This window comes from Methylobacterium sp. WL7 (assembly GCF_008040085.1).
GTDB lineage: Bacteria > Pseudomonadota > Alphaproteobacteria > Rhizobiales > Beijerinckiaceae > Methylobacterium > Methylobacterium mesophilicum.
Genome location: NZ_VRVG01000397.1, coordinates 1 through 283, shown reverse-complemented (window position 1 = coordinate 283; position 283 = coordinate 1). Strand labels below are relative to the sequence as shown.

The window sequence follows — 283 nt, the reverse complement described above, 5'->3', positions numbered from 1 at the left end:
CCGAGATCGGTCTGCGATACCTGCAGTCGATGGCGTCGTGAGCCCCTACTGCATCCAAGCAACCTGGGACGACGTCCCGCACCTCTCGGCCGAGCAGAAGGCCAAGATGTGGAACGACATGCCGGCCCATCAGCGCGAGGCGCGGGCCAAGGGCATCCCCGTTCTCGGCTCCGGCCGCGTCTTCCCCGTAGCCGAAGAGTCCATCACCTGCGCGCCGTTCCAGATCCCGAGCTATATGCCGGAGATCGTCGGCATAGACTTCGGCTGGGATCACCCGTTCGGC

General features: G+C 65.4%; 1 pseudogene. It reads left to right on the top strand.

The window, feature by feature from the left end:
• Window positions 1-37: 37 nt before the first annotated feature.
• Window positions 38-283 (top strand): annotated as a pseudogene (locus FV233_RS29965) (DNA packaging protein); the annotation flags it as partial.